Below are 18,930 nucleotides of genomic sequence, written 5' to 3' on the forward strand. Positions count from 1 at the left end.
GACCGGGAACCTCGAGGAAGTACGCCAACCACATGAACATAAGTCACATAAGAGAATGCCAGCCGGGGATCATGCTGATTCAAAGATACTTTGGTGACTTAAAGTTTATTGGACCGATTGAATCCGGTTGAGCAAACGTTCGAGTTCTTCCCGCGGTGTTTTTGAATGCAGACCGGGTCCGCGCAAAAAGAACTGGATCGACTTGCCCATACCAATCGGCTCCTGGAATCGGAGTCTGATGCGATAGGGCTTCTGGCTGAACGGATACAAGAGAGGGAAATACGCACAGCTTCGTAACTCTTCGATGTTACTTAGCGGCATTGTTTCAGTCTGACCATCCTTTTCAAACCGAATGTGACTGTTATTGACGCAGACTACGTCTGCAAAATCGGAGACCAGATACCGGATCAAAAATGATAAACAGAGTCCGAAAACTAATGGTGTCACAAACTGCCCGACGGTTTCCCAATTCCAGCCCCCGACATGCTTCGAGTTCACACCGACGAAAACAATGACAAAGATGAGCGGCGTCAGCGGTACCCACCTTCTGATCAGAAACGTTATGCCTTCAGTGGAGATCTGCTCCATGTCTGATCGTGGAATGGATTCATTAAGCATGGTTGCCCTCATTCCAGTTGGCTTTCCTGTTCTGACTGTGCCCCCACCAGTTGTTCCAGTTCCGCAATCCGCAGGTCTTGAGCTTCCAGTTTCTGCTTCAGGCCTTTCGCTTCGTTGATTGCACCACAGGCCAGGCAGAACCCCAGGAACCCCAGAAAACTACTATATGTATCAAGAAACGGCATAGATTACTCTTTCGAATTAATTGAGACTCACTGATTGAGCTGATACCTGACCCTCGTCACACCAGCTAATGAGTACATTGTGTTTACAGAAACAGACCAATGCCGATCACGATGATGGCGAGAACAAAGGCGGTGGCAATTGTTACCCCGAGCGGAGAGCGGAAAAAGGAATTCACGCCTACCGCTGCCGAGTGTGCTGTCTGAAATTCGAGCCGGTAATTATCAATCTCGACGGGCTGTCTGCTGAAGGGAACTTCGGCCAGGGTATCCGAAACGAGTTGATCCTGATCGAGCAATCGAATGCCCACAATTTCATGTACTGCGACAGGCGAACTCAGATTCCAGACGAGTCCGTCGGTGGCTGACTGATTCGGTCTGGCTCCCAGTTTGTGATTGAACAGGTCTTGTGTGATAATCTGCACTTCGTAGTCGGGCAGTGCTTCCTTCTGTTTCAACAGGGGAATTCCGTGATCGCGGGGTTCTTTATCCACATCCAGGGCAGTCACTTTGACCTGGGTCAGCCCTTCGCTCTGCCATGCCGCCAGTGCCACGCAGGCCAGTACACTGAATAACACCACGCCGCTGCAGACCAGACTGGTAATGGCCCAGGGAGAACGGGAGCGGGGTTCGGGTGTCGGATCTGTCATGAAGTAAACCAGTAAATAGAACAGGTAAAACTGATACTTTATTCAGTATAATTCTACTGACTGAACTGAAAGGAGTACAGATCACACTCCTGCAGAATCCAACAGAGGCGGACCGGCTTCCCGGCCAGTGTCGACAGATCCGCGTCGCTCTTCCAGCGTACCTGACCGTCAATTTCATCTCCGATCAGAGGGATGCAATCATCCCTGGTAAAACCGGGTATGGGAGTTCCGTCCGACTGCTGCAGTTCGACTCGCAGACTGCCCGCGGCACTGGTACTGAAATTGACCCGCAGACGATCCCCGGCAAAGACCAGCGGTCGGGTCAGCAGTTCCCCGGCGGTATAGCCTGCATTCACGGAGACAAAACCGTCGGTGCGGAGTACATAGCGATCGCCGCTGCGATGATAGATCGACATTTCGGTCGGGCTGGTCGGCACCACATTCAAGGCCACGTAGTTCGCCCGGTTTTTCCACTGTTCTGGTTCCAGGCCCGGTCGAATGAAGGCGTGCTTGAACAGGCGATCGTAGTGTGAGGAACCGGCGCGCGTGGTCATCAACAGGATGTCGGTGGCGTTCTGATCTTTGAGATCATAATCAGGTGCAGAGCCACGTCCGGGAATGAAGCGGGTCGGCAGGGAGATATAAATGTGTGGTGCCCGGAAGTAAGGATGCGTCTGATTCGTATAAAGGTGTTCGCCCGGCAGATTCGGATCCATGGCGACCGGATCAGTCCAGTGACGAAAATCCGGAGACGTCGTACGACTGATGCTGCGGAGCCGTTCAGGATCAGTCCACGTACGAAAATAACAGACATACTGCTGCTCGGCTTCGGACCAGAACGAGACATTCGCCGAATCAAAGGCGTGCCGCCACTGGGGCTGATACGGGATGACTTCAGACTGCTTCGTCCAGTGAATGCCATCATGTGAGACGAATGCGAACAAGCCGCGTCCCGGTTCTACTAAACCGCGTTTGTCTCCCGGACCGGGATAGCCGGCGAGTGCCTTATAGCGTTCCTGCGGAGCGACGCCCGAACGGGTATCCAGAAAAGGAGTGAAGTTGGTCAGGAAGGGAGGCTGCTGCGCCAGGATCACATTGTTCTTGCGTGTTCCCCCGACTTCGTGCAGCCCCAGTTCCGGGAACTCCCATTCATGCCCGTCCCGGCTCTCGGCGTAATGCACGGTCTCCCCGGCATGACCGGTGTGCTTTTCTCCGTGATAATCCGGATCGGAACCGCGCCAGTAAGCCTGGTAGCGATCCCCGTTTTTGATGACGGTCATCATGTGCCGCACCGGTAATGGCGAGCGGGGTCGGGGTGCTTTGACAGGCGTGTGCAGCTTGAGTTCCACGCCCTGCAGCTTGTCGATTAACAGTTGATCGACAAACAACTCCCGACGCGAGCCGATGCCAACGGGTTGCGCAAACGCCGACAGTGGCAGCAGCATCAGTAGAGACCAGATCAATCCTCTCAAAAGTTGCTGCTTCACAAGACATCATCCCTTCGTTAAATGTAACGCGTTTGAAACGGCTTTCATTCAGGCCATGGGGAAAAATGAGACTCCCAGCAGGACGACAATGAATCCGACGACGCCCATCAGGGCCGTCATGGGGGTAATGAATTTCAGAGTCTCCCCCTCGGTCATGCCACTCATTTTACCGATGACCCAGAAACCGCTGTCGTTCATCCAGGAAAGGGGCTTGGAACCGCAGCCAATCGCGAGGGCAAGATAAACCGGATGAAAACCGAGCGTGGCGGATTCCGCAATCCCGCCCAGAATCCCCACGGTCGTAATCATGGCCACGGTCGACGATCCCTGGGCAGTGCGGATTGCCGTTGTGATCAGAAAGGCCAGCGTAACCAGCATCAGGGGAGAGACATCGGGCAGTGATTCAATCAGAAAGCTGACGCCTGTCTGCTGCAGGACACCCCCGAAGGCTCCGCCGGCAGCGGTGATCAGAATAATCACGCCTCCCGTAGAGAGGGAGGCCTGAATCGATTCGGAAAGTTCGCCCAGCGAAGATTTTTTCTGTCGCACCAGCGTCGCCAGGGCGATCACGGCAGCGATACCCAGTGCGATGTTTTTATTTCCCAGCGTCATAATCAGGTCCTGAACCTCGGGAGAGATCTGGTCGCTGATGGACTTGAACTTCAGCAGTGTGGACCCGGCAATCATTATCACCGGCAGCAGGATGGGTGCCAGTGACAGCCAGAGTGAGGGAAGATCTTCGAGCTGGCTGTTGGAAAGTCTTTCGAGATCAGCCTGTGTGACGTCAGCCGAATCGCGAAAGGGGAGTTCACAGTGCTTGTTGATCAGGGTGGCATAAGCCAGACCGAAGATGGCCGCGATACTGCCGACAATCATGCCCCCCATGATCATGGTGGCAATGTCGACCCCCAGCTGCTCCGCTACAAACAGTGGTCCGGGAGTAGGCGGCACCAGGGAGTGGGCCATCGTGCCTCCGGTCACAATCGCCAGCACGTAAAGCAGGTAGTTTTTACCGGTGCGGAATCGCATCGCTTTACCGAGTGGAATCAACAGGTAAAATACCGTATCGAAGAAGACGGGAATCGCCAGCAGAAATCCACTGGCCATGAAAGCAACGGGAGCCAGCTTCTCACCTACAAAATTAATGGCTGAGCGGACGATTCGCTCGGCGGCGCCGCTCTCGAGCAGGCACATGCCGATGATGGCGGCTAATGCGATCAGGATGCCGATCTTGGCACAGGTCGATCCGAATCCCGCGGCCACCCGTTCGCCGACCGACTGCTGCCCCGCTTTGATGGCCGCCTTATAGTTGGCGGGGGTGATGGCAAAATCGTCGAGGCGAATCTCGCGGCTGGCGCTGTCATCCCGAACTTTGAGGTCAGCGATGATCATCCGCTGGCTGTCTTTAGTAAACTCGGAGGTCACCCGGGCCACTTCGGTCTCGGCAATCGGGATCAGCGGAAACCCGGGCTGCTCGCCACCCATAATCATCAATAGCATGCCGGGCTGCAGCATCCCGGCTTTTTCGATCTCAATGACAATCTTCTGATTATCGGGAGTGACTTCGAGGATTTTAAACTTGTTTTTCCGGAGGGCCGTCTCCTCGATCTGCTGAGTGGGCGTCAAGACACCTACACAAATGGCTCCTGCCAGCAATGCGAGGAAGGCATGCAGACGAAAAAACAGGACGCCACCGACGACGATGGTCACCCCGGCTAAAATAATCACGATCACCCAAGCGCTTAGTTCCATGATTCAACCAGTTCGAATTGTAGACGCACCGTGTGTATTTCATGAAATTCACCATTTTTTCGACACATCCTGATCGGAATCGGGTTAAATAGACGTCAGCCATTCAGTGATGTCTGACTGACTCCCGAATGAAATTCGGGGCCATTCTCTCCGTCTCAGTTCAGGTGAAAGGTCATGATGAGTTTTTCCATCAAACGCACGGCACAACTTGTGAGTTTTCTCCTACTTACATTGTCGGTCCCATTATGCCACTCTTCGACTTTCGCAGCAACAAAGAAGCAGGAGCGGGTATCCGAATCAGAGCTGGCTGCCAAGGTTGACGCGCTGATCGAAGGGGAGCTGAAGAAATCAGGAATCACCCCGGCCCCCCTGGCCAATGATGAAGATTTCCTCCGCCGGGTTACTTTTGACCTGGCCGGCAGAATGCCCACGACTTCCGAAGTGCTGCTGTTCGGACTGGACTCGACTTCCGACAAACGCCGGGCCGTGATTGAGGAACTGCTCAAGTCGGATGATTACGGGGTGAACTGGGCCCGCTACTGGCGGGATGTGATTTACCTCCGCGCCACCGACATGCGGGCTCGACTGAATGAAGCCCAGTTTGTCGACTGGATGACCACACAGCTGAACGAGAATAAGAGCTGGCAGGAGATCACGACCGATCTACTGACGGCCTCTGGTGACGTACGGGAAAACGGCAGCACGGCGTTGATCTTCGCACATGAAGGGGATCCGGCTGAGCTCGCTGCAGAAACCTCGCGTATTTTTCTGGGAATCCAGATTCAGTGTGCCAACTGTCACGATCACCCGACCGACAAATGGAAACGCAAAGACTTTCACGAATTGGCGGCCTTCTTCCCCCGCGTGCGGGTGCGTCCCGTACGGGATTCCACACCTCGTACGTTCGAAGTGGTATCGATGAACCAGGGCAACCAGTTTGCCCGCCGGGTACAGATGCTGAAAAACCCCGAGTTCCTGTTCCGCTCTTACGACCGTAATCGTGATGGCAAGCTGACACAGCAGGAAGTGCAGCGAACCCGAATGGCTCGCGGCTTCGAACAACTCATTTCCCGTGCTGACACAGACGGCGATAAAGCACTGACTGCGGAGGAACTGAAGAGCCTGCCTCTGCCAGAAAACACGCAGCGTTTCATGAGTGAATATTACATGCCCGACCTGAACGATCCGACGTCGATGGGTCAGGTGATCCAGCCGGTCCTGTTCGTAGGCACCAAAGCCCCCGAGGGCCTGGATGACCTGGAACGTCGCGAAGTGCTCTCGAAGTTTTTAACCTCGCAGGCGAACCCCTGGTTCTCGCGGGCCATCGTGAACCGGATGTGGTCGGAAATGCTGGGCGAAGGATTTTATATGCCCATCGATGATATTGGTCCTGAGCGAAGTGCCGTCTATCCCGAAGTACTCGATGCCCTGGCCCAGGGCTTTACCGCCAGCGGCTATGATCTGAAGTGGCTCTGTCGGACGATTACCAATACCCGGGCGTACCAGCGGAAGATGCAGAAACGGTCTGAAGGACAGATGCAGACACCTTTCGCGGCGCAGCTTCCGACCCGTCTGCGAGGCGATCAGATTTTCACAGCCATCACGCAGGTGTTCGGCGTGGATGATCTGCAGGCCGATCCCAGTGCCGGCAACCGACGCTACCAGCGTAGCCGTTCGGCCCGGGGGCAATTCAGCAGCCTGTTTACATTCGATCCATCCACTTCGCAGGATGAGATCACCGGCGATGTTCCGCAGGCACTGTTCATGATGAATTCCGAAGCCCTCAACGGCATGCTGGGAGCGAATCGATCAACGAAACTCGCCCAGATCGCCCGCGACTACCCCGAGAATAAAGCGGCCATCCAGAAACTGTATCTGCTCACACTCTCACGAGAGCCGAGTGCAAAAGAACTGGAGATCTGCGAGGACTACTTCCAGCAGGCTGAACAACGCGAGACTGCCCTCGAAGACCTGATGTGGAGTCTGCTCAACTCGAGTGAGTTTATCACCAAGCGTTGACCCAGAGTGACTGCCGTTTCGCTTCAACCTTCAAAATCAATCTCTCCATCGAGGAGTTTTAAATGAGTCTTTATCACCAACAGCATGTTCAGGCCGGCCGCCACGGATTTTCTCGACGGAGCTTCTTACGCAACGTTTCCCTGGGTGCCATGGCTGCAGGCACGCTCAGTTTTCACGATCTGATGAGCGTCTCCGCGGAAGAGCTCCGCAAGCAGGGACGTTCGATGATCCTGCTCTGGATGTCAGGCGGGCCCAGCCAGTTTGAAACCTTCGATCCCAAACCGGGAACTTCCAGTGCCGGTGATAAGGCTCCGATTAAAACCGCTGTCTCAGGCATTGAGATTTCCGAAGAGTGGAAAGAGACCGCGAAGGTCATGCAGGAGATCGCCCTGATTCGCTCAATGACCAATAAAGAAGGGAATCACCAGCGTGCGACCTACCAGATGCACACCGGCTACATTCCTTCCGGAAGTGTCAAGCACCCCAGCCTCGGCTCCAATATTGTTCGCGAGATTGGCAACCGGGAACTGGAGATTCCGTCGATTGTTTCGGTTGGTGCGACCAACGGGGCCGGGTTCCTGGGCGTCGATTATGAACCGTTCAACGTCAGCAATCCGGGGAGCATCCCCAACAACGTGGCTGCCACCGTTCCCGATCAGCGGTACCAGAAACGGTTGGGACTACTGGGACGCCTGGATACGGAATTTGCCAGCCGGGGTGGTGAAGTGGTCGTCAAAAACCACAGTAAGATTTATAACAAAGCCTCAGCCATGGTGCTGAGCCCGCAGACGAAAGTCTTCGATCTGAGCGAGGAACCGGATACCCTGCGTCGCCAGTATGGTGAGAACAACTTCGGTAAAGGCTGTCTGCTGGCCCGTCGGCTGGTCGAAGCGGGATCGACATTCATCGAAGTTCGCTCCAACGGCTGGGACAACCACTTCGATATTTCCGAGTCGATCACGCAGCGTTCCCAGGAAGTCGACGCCGGCATGGCGACCCTGATTTCAGATCTGAAACAGCGGGGCATGCTGGATCGTACGCTGGTCGTCTGGATGGGTGAATTCGGGCGTACCCCGAAGATCAATGCCCGTAACGGACGCGACCATTATCCGCGTGTCTTCTCCGCCGCCCTGGCGGGTGGGGGCGTCAAAGGGGGACAGGTCATCGGATCTTCCACCAAAGACGGCTCTGCGGTTCAGGACCGTCCGGTTACCGTGACAGACCTGTTCTGTTCGATCTGCCAGTCGCTGAATGTGAATCCGAAGAAGGAAAACATGAGCCCGCTGGGACGTCCGATGAAAATCGTCGACGGCGGCGAAGTGGTTCAGGAACTGTTTTCCTGAACCACGGCCTGAATCCCTCTGGTGCCTGACCGCTGAAGTTCAGTCTCAGGCGCCGGAAGCGGCTGCTTCGCTGAGTGCCTTGGCCTGTGCGGCGGACGTATCCAGTGAGAGTGTGATCGTGACCGACCAGCGTCCTTCATCGTCGGCAACGAACTCCCAATGCGGGATGACGACCGAACTCTGATGGACGAGTTCGTAGCCCCCTTCAGACTGGCTGATCGTTTCGATGGGGAAGGTCCAGATGCTGGCGGGCGATGATAAATCGAGTGCCGCATCCAGTCCAAGCCATTCGTCGACCAGACCGATGCGATCGAGCTTCTCCAGGTCCAGCTTTGATTCCAACTGTCCGAGTTGCTTGCCCATGTGGTTGTAGTAGTAGCGGTCACTGGCGCCCGCAGCCATGCCGGCGAAGTTGAATTCGACGCCGAAATGCAGGGGTACTTCAGTGGGCAGGTTCGACAGTTCGTACTGGACGACCAGCGTTCCGGCAGCAGACTTGCTTAAGGAGACGGTCTTGGTGACTTCGACTTCATACGGTCCCACGTGTCCTTTACGGCTCATGCGGACATCGCATTCGTCATCCGTGCGGCGTACCGAACTCAGATAGACGCCTTCGACGAAGTCGCCCAGTTCTCCACCGCCGTTGATCACCGTATCGAGGTCTACACCCGGCTGATAGAAGTGATCCATCAGCGACTTGCGGGGTGTATTGTCGTACTGCAGTTTCTGTTCGAGTCCCGGCTGTTTGAAGCGGACGGCGTTATGGATCTTGCCGATGTCGTCACCATTCTGACCGCCCTGTGCCTGTTCCTGAGCCGCCTGACGGATAATGTCGTGGTAAGGCTCGGGACGCCGACAGAGCGTGGCCAGCAGGTTGTGTTTGGCGCCGCGGATATCCAGTTCATACAGGTGACCGCCGTGAGCGGGTGAGAGGAAGCTCACCAGGCGATGGCTGGCCAGGCGGATTTCTTTGCGGGCATCCAGGTTGAAGTCGGCCGCTTCGACTTCCAGCCAGTTGTTATCGCGATGATTGATCTTTTCCAGCAGTGAATCTGCTGAGATCAGATGCTTGAAGATCGCATTTCGCAGGTGAGGCAGATACAGACCGCCGAACGCACCATGCCAGTAAGGGCAGTTACACTGAGCGCGGTAAAGTTCGGTCCGAGCTTCGTGCAGGATTGGCAGGTCCTCTGCGTCGACTCCGGTGGCTTCCAGACTCTGCAGACGACTACTGACCAGCAGCATCCGCGAATACATTTCGTTGAGCTCTGAATACTTCACGCGGAAGTTACGCCAGAAGCCTCCCCGCAGGTATGGTTTGAGACGATCGAATTCTTCGTCTTCTGAGAATTTGTCTTTGAGGTGTGAGAGTTCGAGTTGCCGCTCGGAAGAGAGCGCCCACTCGTTCATTTCGCGGTAGCTGGCGTCCGGCAGGTAGCAGCTGCCCATGGGGGAAACGGTGTCGACCGATTCGCCCAGGGTCGTCACTTTGAGCCAGTCACTGTTCTGACGCAGCAGATCGAGGAAACGTCGCAGCCAGCCGTCCCGGTAGACGTGATCGTAGGTCCCGGGCCAGGCGCCGAATTTTTCTCCGTCGTCACCAAAGACGACCACCGAATGCGGATGATGGTCGGCAATCTGTTTCAGGTAGTGAATCGTCTCGACCGGATCGGTAAAGGGAATCTGGTAGCGGAGGGTTTCGTTGTCGGGGAAAATTTTCAGCAGGCGACCTTCGTCTTCCGACAGGTAATAGCCGTGCATTTTTTCCGCCCGGACGCCGGCGGCACTGAAGTGCGAATCGTCGAGCAGCGTAAATTCCATACCCGCGTCGACCAGGTCAGACACAAAGGACTGTTCCCAGACGCGTTCCGGAACCCACATGCCGCGAATCGGTGTCCCGAAGAGCTTCTTGAGGTATTCGGTATAGGCTTTGATCTGGCCGATACGGTCAGACTTGGGAATCCCGGCCAGGATGGGCTCGTAAAAGGGCCCCCCCAGAATTTCCACCTGCCCGGATTCTGCCAAACCGCGGACGCGATCGATGTATTCCGGATGGGCTTCCACCATCCATTCCATCAGGCTGCCTGAGGTATGCAGTGAAAAGGGGATATCCGGGTATTCTGACAAGACATCGAGAAATGGCTGATAGCTGTTTTGATAGGATTCTTCAAAAACGCCTTCAAAATTCCCGACTGGCTGATGGTTGTGAATGACTAATACGAGCCGAAGTCGACAGCCCATGGGCCGCATCCTTTCATCTGTGTGGTACACAGAACTATCGATAACGCAGTGAATTAGAACGAATGAGTGCTGACACTCGCGGGTCTGATCCTCCCCGCGTTCAGCGCCAATCCTGCAGGGTCTGGACGAATCTGACTTATAGTAAAGCCAATCTTTTACTAATGATAGAGGACTTTTTCCGAGAATAAAATCCAGGAGTCCTTAAAATCAGCACTCCTGGAGCTGAAATACTGTCGGATGGAGGGTAATTGTTAAAGCAGGTAAGTTTTCACCAGACAGAACGATGGTTTTAAGCCAAAAACTGACAGTGGCTTCTCTATTTTACCTGAGGCCGAAAAGAGCGTAACAGTGCCCCGCTCTTTGTGTTGAAGCTCTAAGACTGCTCTTTCGCGAGTTCCCGCTGGAGCAGCTCCCGCGCCTGTTCGGGGAAGACCGGATTGACGTACATCTGGGAGGCGAGCTCGAAACCCGCCAGATGGGCCAGCCGGGGATAGATGCGCAGCGTCCAGGTGTACCCGACGTCGTCTCCCGTCGGAAACGGGGGCGTCTGAATAACAAAGTTCAGATCGTGGCTGCCCAGAATCGTCTCCAGTGCCTTGAGCAGACGTCGCGTGATTGCCGCCAGGTCGTCGAGTTCCTCATCACGGGAGTGGTCATAGTGCGTACCGCGGGAACGGGGAATCAGCCAGGTTTCAAAAGCGAACCGACTAGCGTAGGGGCAGATCAGATCGAAGTGTTCGGTCACGAGAACCGGGTCGGAAGCCAGCTGCTCGAACAGCGAGGTCCCCTGCTCTGCCTGATACTGTTGTGCGGTTTCAATCTCTCTGTGCAGTGCCTCGGGAATCACGTGACTGACCATCAGCTGCGAATGGGCATGGCCGAGCGAAGCGCCCCCCAGGACTCCCTGGTTTTTGAAGATGATCGCATACTGCAAGCGGGGGTTCTGCCGATGCACGCGCAACCGGGCGCGATAGGCGTGGAACATGTTTCGGAAGCTGGCGAGTCCCAGACGGGAAATGTGCGTTTCATAGTGTGGGCATTCCACAATGACTTCGTGCACGCCGAAGGAATCGTGTTCGGAACCGGGCGTCGAGACGGGCGTGAGAGCAGGATATTTGTTATCTACTACCCGCAGGCTCCAGCCGGGCCCGTTGGGTTTGGATCCGGGTGCGCGGACAGCGAATAGTTCAGGCTCCGTCTCGTCTTCCTTCCCCTCGGCAAAGGGATCGGAGGCGATCTGCTCTGCGCTCTGATCCTCGTCGCCCTGACTGCTCTTGATGGCGATGGGACGTTTGGCCCGTTCCGGCGCAAAGATGGTCGTCAACCCGGTCAGTGGGTCGGTACGAATTTCAGACATGGCAGACAGTGATTCGAATGGGGACAGAGAGATCGATTTGAAGGATCGCTGGATTCCGTTTAAGACGAGGCAGAAACTGATTCAGTACTATTCGCACGAAAACTGAGCGCCTGCTGATAGACTGAGAGGTAGTTCTGAGCGCTATGCTTCCAGGACCAGTCCCGGGTCATGCCGTTCTGCATCAGTTGCTGCCAGGTTGGTTTATCATTGTACATATCGATGGCACGTCGCATCTGTCGATACAGTACGGTCGCATCAAAGTGCCAGAAGGAAAACCCGTTCGCAGTTCCGTTTTCGAGGTTGGTGTCAGAGGCATCCACGACGGAATCTGCCAGGCCGCCGACTTCATGCACGATGGGAACAGTGCCATAAATCAGGCTATACATCTGGTTCAGACCACAGGGTTCAAACTGACTGGGCATCAGGAAGATATCCAGGCCGGCTTCGATCTGGTGGGCCAGGATTTCGTCAAAGCCGATGAGCGTGGAAACCTTATCGGGAAACCGTCGTGCCAGTTCGCTGAAGGAGGTCTCGTGATACGGGTCTCCCGTTCCCAGGATGACCAGTTGCACGTCTGTGGCCAGCAGGTTCTCGGCGGCATCCAGAATCAGAGAGAACCCTTTCTGATCAGTCATGCGGGAGATTGCCCCCAGGAGTGGAACATCGGGTTTCTGTGGGAGTCCCATCCGTTCCTGCAGTGCTGCTTTACAGCGTGGCTTGCCTTCTGTGACCGTCTTTGCGGAATAATTCGCGGCGATGTGCGGATCGATCTCGGGATTCCAGTCGGTCGTATCGACGCCGTTGAGAATGCCCACCAGCCGATCGGAGTGGGAATCGAGAACGCCGTGCAGACCGTAGCCAAACTGCTCGGTGCGAATTTCCTTCGCATAAGTGGGGCTGACCGTTGTTACCATGTCGGAGAAGACGATGCCTGTTTTGAGCAGGTTCAACTGACCGAAGAATTCCATCTGGTGGCGATTGAAGTATTTCCAGTCGATTCCGGTGAGCAGCATATCCCAGTGCCAGTACTGCCCCTGGAAGGCCATATTGTGAATCGTGTAGACGGCGGCGGTCTTTTCGAAACCGGGCTGGTCTTCATACTCAATGTTGAGCAGCGCCGGGATCAGGCCGGTCTGCCAGTCGTTGGCATGGATAATGTCCGGTGAAAGGTTCAGTTTTTTCGTGAACTCCATCACAGCGCGGCTGAAGAAAATGAAGCGTTCGCAGTTATCCTGATAATCCCGGCCGCCCTCGTGGTAGAGTTCGGGGCGATCAAAATAGCGGGCCTGTTCGACCAGGTAAACCGTGGCGCTGGAACCGGGGAATCCGGTTTTGCGGAGACGGGCTTCGACTTCCTTGCTGCCGACGGAGATCGTTACTTTTTCCGAACAGAGTTCGAAATCATCAAGATTGAGCCCCCGCTTCGCGATTGACTGCGGGTAGCAGGGTAAAAACAGGCTCACCTCGTGCCCGGCGTCCGCCAGTGCCTTGGACAGAGCGGAGGCAACATCAGCCAGTCCGCCCGTTTTGGCAAAAGGAATCGCTTCAGAACTCGCTACGACGATTTTCATAAAATCCCAATCTATCTGGATTACATATCCGGTGGTGTGTCTACAATATTCTATACGTCATTATCGGCTGTGAGTATTGGTTCTGTAAACTCAAGCCGGTGTGTTGCGGCTGGAATCGGCGGGTTGTTCGCACGAATGTCTCAGTACCGCTGATGAATTTCAGCAGACTATATCAGACCCGTTCTGGTTTTACCTGTTTGTTCAGTAAAATTAAACCGGAACTGCAGCAAAATACCGCATGTGTAATTGCGGATCAATTTCAGATTCATGATAGTATATGATCTGAACCTATTCTGAACCACAGGCCATCCTCCAAGGGAGGGGCCGGGTTTCAGCACGACACTTTGTTGACAGTGTGGATTCATTGACGTTGCAGTCGATCCGCGGTCTGTCTCATCCAGTCATAATTTCTGATATGAATGATCATTCAGTCCTGAAGAATCAGCCCGAAACGACAGACCAGCCACCGGCTCCGTCTGCCGAGAGCGAAGCTGCTGCGCCGCCGCACCTGGCGCCGCCCCCCAAGATTCACCACGATGCCTTTACCTGGGAACTGCCTGCCGAAGAGATTACGCTGCGAATCCGCTGGTTTGGATTGTGTGTCGGGTATGTGCTGGTCAACTTCGTGGGCAACGATGCTGCGATTCAGGTCCCCCAGCTGAACTGGATTCTGACCCTGGGGGCGATTTATGCCCTCGCGGACACCTGGTTCAGCTTTCGAGGCAAAGTCTTTCTGGGCGAATGGCCGCTGACCATTTCCGTGATGGAGGCGCTGTTTATCGGTCTGCTCTGTCATTACGACACCGGGCTGAACAGTCCGTTCCGCTTTTATTATCTGCTCTCGCTGATTGTCTGTTCGATCCGGCACTCACCTCTGATTGCTTATGTGACGCTGGCGCTGCATCTGTTGAGCTACACGACGCTGCTGTTCCCCCTGCAGAATGCACCACCAGACTGGCTGACCCAGATACTGTTGATGGTCGTGTGGATGGGCTGGGTTGCCTGGGCCAGTATTGCGTTTTCCAGCCTGGTGAAACGCACGAGTCTGGAACTCTCGGTCGCCAACGAACAACTCAAACAGAACCAGGAACTGCTGGAAGACCGGATTGCCCGGCGGACGAGCGATCTGCAGGAATCCCAGGCGCTGTTGATTCAGCAGGAGAAACATGCTGCCTTTGGTCTGCTGGCCGCGGGGATTGCGCATGAGGTCGGGAATCCGCTGGCGGGCATCAGTTCGCTCGTCCAGCTGCTGAACCGGCACAATAATGACGAATACACGAACAAGCGACTGGACGAAGTCGACGCACAGCTGCGGCGGATCCAGCGTATTTTACGCGAGCTGATCGATTTCAGCCGCCCGGCGACTACAGAGCGGAACCGCTGCTACATCAATGAAGTGATCACCGAATCGCTGAATATCGCCAAGTATTATAAGCGGAAAAAGGGGAAGAAGATCATCACGCGATTTGCGGAGAATCTGCCCCCCGTTCAACTCGTGCGCGATCAGCTGGTGCAGGTGTTTCTGAACCTGATTCTGAATGCAATGGACGCCACCGAAGAGGGACAGTCGATTGAAATCACGACTGAAGCACGAGACGGACAGATCCTGATCTCCGTGCACGATAATGGTGAAGGCATCAAGGAAGTGGATAAGGAAAAACTGTTCCGCCCTTACTTCACGACCAAGTCCAAGGGGACGGGGCTGGGGCTGTTTGTCTGTCGCAATATTCTGGAACATTCCAATACAGGCACGATCCGAATTGACGATACCGTAAGTGAAGGGGCGAAATTCGTTGTCGCCCTGTACTGTGAAGAAGTAAAAGATCTGGGCGAAATTCCTCCGGGACCGGCCCAGGAAATGAAATTTGTAACTACCTGATGATAGAAAACAGGACGAACTCCGACGTGCAACTCAACCGCTCGATACTGATTGTCGAAGATGAAGAAGTCATCCGCAGCTCACTGGCCGAATTTCTGACCAGCGAAGGCTACGAAACCATGCAGGCTTCGACCGTGGCCAAGGCACTGGAGTTGGCCCGGGATCGGGATTTCAATGTCGCAATCTGCGATGTGCAGCTTCCGGACGGGGATGGAATTGAACTGCTCCGCCGGTTGCAGAATATCAAGCCGAGTATTTTCGTCCTGATCATCACGGCGTACGCGACGGTCGAAAATACAATCTCTGCGTTCAAGGCGGGGGCGTTTGATTACCTGGTAAAACCGGTGATCTTTGACGATCTGTCTCACAAGCTCAATCGGCTGTTTGAATACCAGAAAATCTTCTACGAGAATCAGATTCTCAGGCGCGAGCTGGCCCGCAGCCCCGGTATCGAGGAGATTGTCGGCAGTAGTAAGACCCTGCAGAAACTGCAGAGTACAATCCGCAAGATCGCGGCTACGAACTCCAATGTGCTGCTCTCAGGGGAATCGGGGACGGGGAAAGAACTGTTCGCCCGCTCGATTCACTCGAATGGGCCCAATCGCGAACAACGTTTTCTGGCCGTGAACTGTGGGATGCGTCCCATTGAGCTCCTGGAGTCGCAACTGTTTGGATCCGCGGCCAGTTCGCTGCAGTATCCCCAGGCGGAGCAGACCGGCGTCTTCAAGAACGCCGACGGTGGTACAGTCTACCTAGATGAGATCTCGCAGCTCCCGCTGGGAACCCAGGGCAAACTTCTACGCGCGATCGAATACGGCGAGATCCTGCCGCTGGGAAGTGCGGAGCCTGTGAAAGTCGATGTACGACTCATCGCTTCCACGACGCGCGACCTGGCAGAGATGGTCAAGACCGGCGAATTCGAGCAGGACCTGTTCTATCGGCTGGACGGGATGAAAATTCACATCCCTGCGCTGCGTGAGCGGGTGGACGATATTCCCGAGCTGGTTGAATATTTCATCGCCAAGCATTCGCGCAAGATGGGCAAGCGGGTTACAGGGGCGACCAGTGAAACGATTCGGGCATTGATGTCAGCGGAGTGGAAAGGAAACGTCCGTCAGCTGGACAATGCCATCGAACGGGCGGTGATGATGTGCGACGACACATTGATCTGCCTGAATGACCTGCCGCCCGAACTGCATCAGAACGAACCCCCACTACCGGACGTCGATGACCTGCGACTGGCGTTGCGTCATTACGAGCGGATGCACATCACCCGCGTACTCAAGGACAGTGCCGACAAACGGGAGGCCGCCAAACGGCTCAAGCTGGGACTGTCGAGTCTGTACCGTAAGATTGAAGAACTCGATATTGAACTCGAATAGTCAAGCGTGAATCAGCTTGTCACTTCGGTCTTTGCAGGATTCGCAGCCGGCTTTGCAGGCTCAGGTGCCGGCTTTTCGAAGTAGGCCTGATAGCCTTCATTGTCGATGTAATCATAGCCGACCAGCGAGTTGGTAATCACATTGTTGGCGATGAGACCAGTGATTTTAATGCCGTTGGTCTGGATGATCTGCTGTACTTTGCGAATCACGCCGCGACGGTTCTTATCGATACGAACGACGAGCAGGACTCCATCGACCGTCGAAGCGATGACGGAGGGATCGCTGACCACCACCAGGGGCGGTGTATCGACCAGGATGTAATCGTATTCATTCCGCAGCTGATTGACCATTTCAGCAAAGCGGCGCGACATCAGCATTTCCGAAGGATTTTCCGGCAGCATGCCTGCTGTCAGAATCGACAGATTGCTGATGCGGGTTTCGCGAATCGAAGTCTGGGCATCAATTTCCTGAGCCAGAACATCTCCCAGACCGACGGCGTTATTAATTCCGAACAGTTTATGCACGGTTGGTCGCCGCAAGTCAGCGTCGATGATCAGCACTTTCCGGCCTGTCTGGGCAATCGCCAGGGCCAGGTTGGAAACAGATGTTGTCTTGCCGTCTCCGGGTTCAGCACTGGTCACCTGCAACACCTTCGCACCGTTGCGTTCGGTTTTCAACAGCAACGAGGTGCGCAGAGATCGATAGGCTTCCGCTTCCCGGGATGCGGGTCGATAGTAATACCAGAGAGCTGAGTCGAACTGGCTGTCATCCATGTGAGCCGGTTCTTCTGTGAACTGGGGAACTTCACCCAGCATCGGCAGGTGCAACTGGTTACGAATTTCATCGACCGATTTCATGGTCGTGTCCCGCATTTCGCGGAAGTATGAGAACGCGAGGACCAGTCCCAGACCGGCAGCGCCGCCTGCCATCAGGAATTTCAGCTGTCGCTTGATGACCAGTTCGTCTTTAACGGGCGACAGCTGCGTCATGGTATAACCGCTGTTCCCTTGGGCCACTTTTTCGAGCAGCAGCTGTTTGAAAATGCTTTCCCTCTGCGTTTTGAGTTGGGCGATTTCTTCGTTGTAAGCCTGGTCCACGACCTGGTAATTACCGACCTTCTTAGCCAGTTCCGTTTCCTGATCAAAGAGCCGGGTCAGTGCGGTTTCGCGGTTTTCCAGTTCTTTCAACTGCTGTTCCATCGACTTCAGATAGATGTTTACGAAGTCGACATCCTTCACCTTTGAAACCTGGAATTCTCCCGACTCCAGATTATCGGCAGAGATTTCGATTCCCTGTCGACGATAGAGGTTGATGATCGTGTCGATGCTGCGATTGACGGCATCCAGGTCCGGATGATTCTTTTTGTAATCCCGTTCGAGGCGATTCTTCTGAATCAGCAGCGGCATGAGATGCGTTTCGAGTGCGAGGCGTGCCCGTTCCACCTGCGTGTTACCCGGTGTGATTGCCTGAGATTCGACACCACCGGTGGTGGCTCCCGACTGTCCGCGGGCCTGGCCCATCAGAAACTGTTGCGCCAGCAGTTCCAGAGTCTCTTTGGATTCTCCGCTGGCGATGGCTGACTTGAGCGTATTGATTTTCGATTTCAGCTCGGTCAGTTTGAGCAGGTTCTGACGCCGTTCATTGTCGATTGTTTTGACGCGTTCCTGATGCATGTTCGTACTGCCTGCCACAGCGGCTTCTGAACCGGGGGTGTTTTCCCAGTACAGGGGGGCATCTTTGCGGAACTCTTTGTATTCCTGTTTCTTCTTTTCCAAATCAGACAGAATCGACTCATTGGCCTTATTGAGCTGGTCAATAATTTCGCCCGTATTCTGATCACGCACCTCATCCAGGTAATGATGATACGCATCCACGATGGCCTGCATAATGACTTTGGCATCGTTAGAATTCTTATTCTCGTAAGTCAGATTCAGGATATTCAGATAAGTTCGGTCGGTTCCCGAGAGACGCTTGACCTTGAGAGAATCGATAATTTCCTGGGCAGGATCTTTTTCCCCTTCAAGCGAAGGCAACTCCGTGAGTTTGCCAGCTTTGACTGCCTGGCCGACAATCCGGGGACTTTTGATGACGTCAATGTGAGCCGTCAGTTCCCCGAATGTCTGAACCTCTCCCTCTTTGATGGGAACCGGATTTTTCTGTGAGACCTGGATCTTGGTATTCGCAGAAAAGACGGGGCCCAGTTTCATGTAGGCAGCCTGTCCCAGTAACAAACCGGCCAGCAGTCCCCCGACGATCAGGTATTTATTTCTGAAGAGCAGCCGGACGATATCCACTCCCGGAGCGGAAGTATTCGTGGTTGAATCTTCCATTCCATCGAAGTCCAGGTCGGAATGAGGTTCGAGAGGCTGAAATTCAGTATTCACAACAGGGGTCCTGATTTAGTGAGGCGCAATCTTCCTGCGATTTTGCTTCTGGGAGATGACTGAGT

13 protein-coding genes are annotated in these 18,930 nt (G+C 54.7%); 4 read left to right on the forward strand and 9 right to left on the reverse strand.

The features are described 5' to 3' along the window. Positions 1-105 precede the first annotated feature (105 nt). The 5 genes from HG66A1_RS21975 to HG66A1_RS21990 form a co-directional block, all read right to left on the reverse strand. The gene (locus HG66A1_RS21975) at positions 106-618 is read right to left on the reverse strand and encodes a hypothetical protein (RefSeq protein ID WP_145189049.1); all 513 of its coding nucleotides are present in this window, start codon (positions 616-618) and stop codon (positions 106-108) included. A gap of 8 nt (positions 619-626) precedes the next feature. Then, the gene (locus HG66A1_RS32140; RefSeq protein ID WP_197996742.1) at positions 627-803 is read right to left on the reverse strand and encodes a hypothetical protein; all 177 of its coding nucleotides are present in this window, start codon (positions 801-803) and stop codon (positions 627-629) included. 83 nt (positions 804-886) lie between these two features. After that, positions 887-1,450: a hypothetical protein gene (locus HG66A1_RS21980; RefSeq protein WP_145189052.1), complete on the reverse strand. Its 564-nt coding sequence runs from the start codon at positions 1,448-1,450 to the stop codon at positions 887-889. Positions 1,451-1,503: 53 nt separating this feature from the next. Beyond that, the gene (locus HG66A1_RS21985) at positions 1,504-2,937 is read right to left on the reverse strand and encodes a hypothetical protein (protein ID WP_145189055.1); all 1,434 of its coding nucleotides are present in this window, start codon (positions 2,935-2,937) and stop codon (positions 1,504-1,506) included. A gap of 48 nt (positions 2,938-2,985) precedes the next feature. Further along, entirely contained in the window at positions 2,986-4,689 is a 1,704-nt protein-coding gene (locus tag HG66A1_RS21990; protein WP_145189058.1) for a GntP family permease, read from the reverse strand. Between the two features lie 174 nt (positions 4,690-4,863). On the opposite strand from HG66A1_RS21990, the gene HG66A1_RS21995 reads away from it, so the two are divergent. Together HG66A1_RS21995 and HG66A1_RS22000 are read left to right on the forward strand one after the other, a co-directional pair. Further along, entirely contained in the window at positions 4,864-6,708 is a 1,845-nt protein-coding gene (locus HG66A1_RS21995; RefSeq protein WP_145189063.1) for a DUF1549 domain-containing protein, read from the forward strand. Positions 6,709-6,770: 62 nt separating this feature from the next. After that, on the forward strand, positions 6,771-8,051 hold the full coding sequence (locus HG66A1_RS22000) for a DUF1501 domain-containing protein (RefSeq protein ID WP_145189065.1): 1,281 nt from the start codon (positions 6,771-6,773) through the stop codon (positions 8,049-8,051). Positions 8,052-8,096: 45 nt separating this feature from the next. On the opposite strand, the gene HG66A1_RS22005 is transcribed toward HG66A1_RS22000, so the two are convergent. The 3 genes from HG66A1_RS22005 to glgA all read right to left on the reverse strand — a co-directional run bounded on the left by HG66A1_RS22005 (position 8,097) and on the right by glgA (position 13,220). Next, positions 8,097-10,292: an alpha-amylase/4-alpha-glucanotransferase domain-containing protein gene (locus HG66A1_RS22005; RefSeq protein ID WP_145189068.1), complete on the reverse strand. Its 2,196-nt coding sequence runs from the start codon at positions 10,290-10,292 to the stop codon at positions 8,097-8,099. Between the two features lie 373 nt (positions 10,293-10,665). Beyond that, positions 10,666-11,649 (reverse strand): DUF4921 family protein, encoded by a 984-nt coding sequence (locus tag HG66A1_RS22010; protein WP_145189071.1) that lies wholly within the window; start codon positions 11,647-11,649, stop codon positions 10,666-10,668. Between the two features lie 59 nt (positions 11,650-11,708). Continuing rightward, complete coding sequence (gene glgA, locus HG66A1_RS22015) at positions 11,709-13,220, reverse strand: glycogen synthase GlgA (RefSeq protein ID WP_145189074.1); 1,512 nt, start codon at positions 13,218-13,220, stop codon at positions 11,709-11,711. Positions 13,221-13,635: 415 nt separating this feature from the next. Here glgA and HG66A1_RS22020 point away from each other — a divergent pair, with 415 nt between their 5' ends. Beyond that, positions 13,636-15,099, forward strand: a complete 1,464-nt coding sequence (locus HG66A1_RS22020; RefSeq protein ID WP_145189077.1) for a sensor histidine kinase — start codon at positions 13,636-13,638, stop codon at positions 15,097-15,099. 26 nt (positions 15,100-15,125) lie between these two features. Further along, the gene (locus HG66A1_RS22025; RefSeq protein WP_232106639.1) at positions 15,126-16,481 is read left to right on the forward strand and encodes a sigma-54-dependent transcriptional regulator; all 1,356 of its coding nucleotides are present in this window, start codon (positions 15,126-15,128) and stop codon (positions 16,479-16,481) included. An 11-nt stretch (positions 16,482-16,492) separates the two neighbouring features. Here the strand turns inward: HG66A1_RS22025 and HG66A1_RS22030 are convergent, their stop codons facing one another. Then, positions 16,493-18,865: a polysaccharide biosynthesis tyrosine autokinase gene (locus tag HG66A1_RS22030; protein WP_145189080.1), complete on the reverse strand. Its 2,373-nt coding sequence runs from the start codon at positions 18,863-18,865 to the stop codon at positions 16,493-16,495. Positions 18,866-18,930: the final 65 nt, after the last annotated feature.

It is taken from the genome of Gimesia chilikensis (assembly GCF_007744075.1).
Taxonomy (GTDB): Bacteria; Planctomycetota; Planctomycetia; order Planctomycetales; family Planctomycetaceae; genus Gimesia; species Gimesia chilikensis_A.

Coding starts and splice junctions, on each gene's coding strand:
- HG66A1_RS21975 (WP_145189049.1), bottom strand. CDS start 618: ATGCTTAATGAATCCATTCCACGATCAGACATGGAGCAGATCTCCACT.
- HG66A1_RS32140 (WP_197996742.1), bottom strand. CDS start 803: ATGCCGTTTCTTGATACATATAGTAGTTTTCTGGGGTTCCTGGGGTTC.
- HG66A1_RS21980 (WP_145189052.1), bottom strand. CDS start 1,450: ATGACAGATCCGACACCCGAACCCCGCTCCCGTTCTCCCTGGGCCATT.
- HG66A1_RS21990 (WP_145189058.1), bottom strand. CDS start 4,689: ATGGAACTAAGCGCTTGGGTGATCGTGATTATTTTAGCCGGGGTGACC.
- HG66A1_RS21995 (WP_145189063.1), top strand. CDS start 4,864: ATGATGAGTTTTTCCATCAAACGCACGGCACAACTTGTGAGTTTTCTC.
- HG66A1_RS22000 (WP_145189065.1), top strand. CDS start 6,771: ATGAGTCTTTATCACCAACAGCATGTTCAGGCCGGCCGCCACGGATTT.
- HG66A1_RS22005 (WP_145189068.1), bottom strand. CDS start 10,292: ATGGGCTGTCGACTTCGGCTCGTATTAGTCATTCACAACCATCAGCCA.
- HG66A1_RS22010 (WP_145189071.1), bottom strand. CDS start 11,649: ATGTCTGAAATTCGTACCGACCCACTGACCGGGTTGACGACCATCTTT.
- glgA (WP_145189074.1), bottom strand. CDS start 13,220: ATGAAAATCGTCGTAGCGAGTTCTGAAGCGATTCCTTTTGCCAAAACG.
- HG66A1_RS22020 (WP_145189077.1), top strand. CDS start 13,636: ATGAATGATCATTCAGTCCTGAAGAATCAGCCCGAAACGACAGACCAG.